This window comes from Amycolatopsis sp. SID8362, from assembly GCF_010550475.1.
GTDB classification, from domain to species: Bacteria; Actinomycetota; Actinomycetes; order Mycobacteriales; family Pseudonocardiaceae; genus Amycolatopsis; species Amycolatopsis eburnea.
The window spans coordinates 1-1045 of sequence record NZ_JAAGNB010000901.1 but is presented as its reverse complement, the minus strand read 5'-3'; the positions used below and the strand labels follow the sequence as shown (position 1 = coordinate 1045).

Annotated in this window: 1 protein-coding gene; it reads right to left on the bottom strand. The window is 74.7% G+C overall.

Annotated features, from left to right (window positions below; all coding sequences use genetic code 11):
• Positions 1-1045 (bottom strand): polyketide synthase (locus tag G3I65_RS27790; protein ID WP_160698729.1); only part of this gene is annotated, 1045 nt, incomplete at both ends.

The following is a 1045-nucleotide window of genomic DNA, read 5'->3' as shown; positions in this document are numbered from 1 at the left end:
GGCCGCGGACCACGCCGTGGTCCGCCCGGCCCGCCGCCAGCGCGGCCAGCCCGGTGCGCAGCGCGGGGAGGTCGTCGCCGAGCACGAACGCCCGGTGCTCGAACTGCGCGCGCAGCGTGGTGAGCGAGTGGGCGACGTCGAGCGGCCGCAGTTCGGCCTGGTCGTCCACAAAGGACAGCAGGCGGGCGGCCTGGTCCTGGACGGCCTCGGCGGACTTGCCCGACAGCGCCCAGCCGAGCACGGCGGGTTCGGGGCCTGGTTCGGGCTCGGGTTCGGGTTCGGGGGCCTGTTCGAGGATCGTGTGCGCGTTGGTGCCGCTGATGCCGAACGACGACACGGCGGCGCGGCGCGGGCGGCCCGTCTCGGGCCACGGGACCGTCTCGGTGAGCAGTTCCACCGCGCCCGCCGACCAGTCGACGTGCGTGGTGCGCTCGTCGGCGTGCAGCGTTTTCGGCAGCGTGGCGTGCCGCAGGGCCAGCACCGTCTTGATGACCCCGGCGATGCCGGCGGCGGCCTGGGCGTGCCCGATGTTGGACTTGACCGAGCCGAGCCGCAGCGGCTCTTCGCGGTCCTGCCCGTAGGTCGCCAGCAGGGCCTGCGCCTCGATCGGGTCGCCGAGGGTGGTGCCCGTGCCGTGCGCCTCGACGACGTCCACTTCGGACGGTGCCAGCCCGGCGTTGGCCAGCGCCTGGCGGATCACCCGGCGCTGCGACGGGCCGTTCGGGGCGGTGAGCCCGTTGGACGCGCCGTCCTGGTTGATCGCGGAGCCCTTGACCACGGCGAGGACCTGGTGGCCGTGGCGGCGGGCGTCGGCCAGCCGTTCGACGAGGACCAGCCCGACGCCCTCGGCGAGCGTCATGCCGTCGGCGGACTCGGCGAACGCCTTGCACCGCCCGTCCTTCGCGAGCATCCCCTGCGCGCTGAAGACCACCCACGGGTCGCTGGTCGGCATGACCGTGACGCCGCCGGCCAGTGCCAGCGAGCTTTCGCCGTCCCGCAGCGACTGGCAGGCGAGGTGCAGCGCGACCAGCGACGACGAGCACGC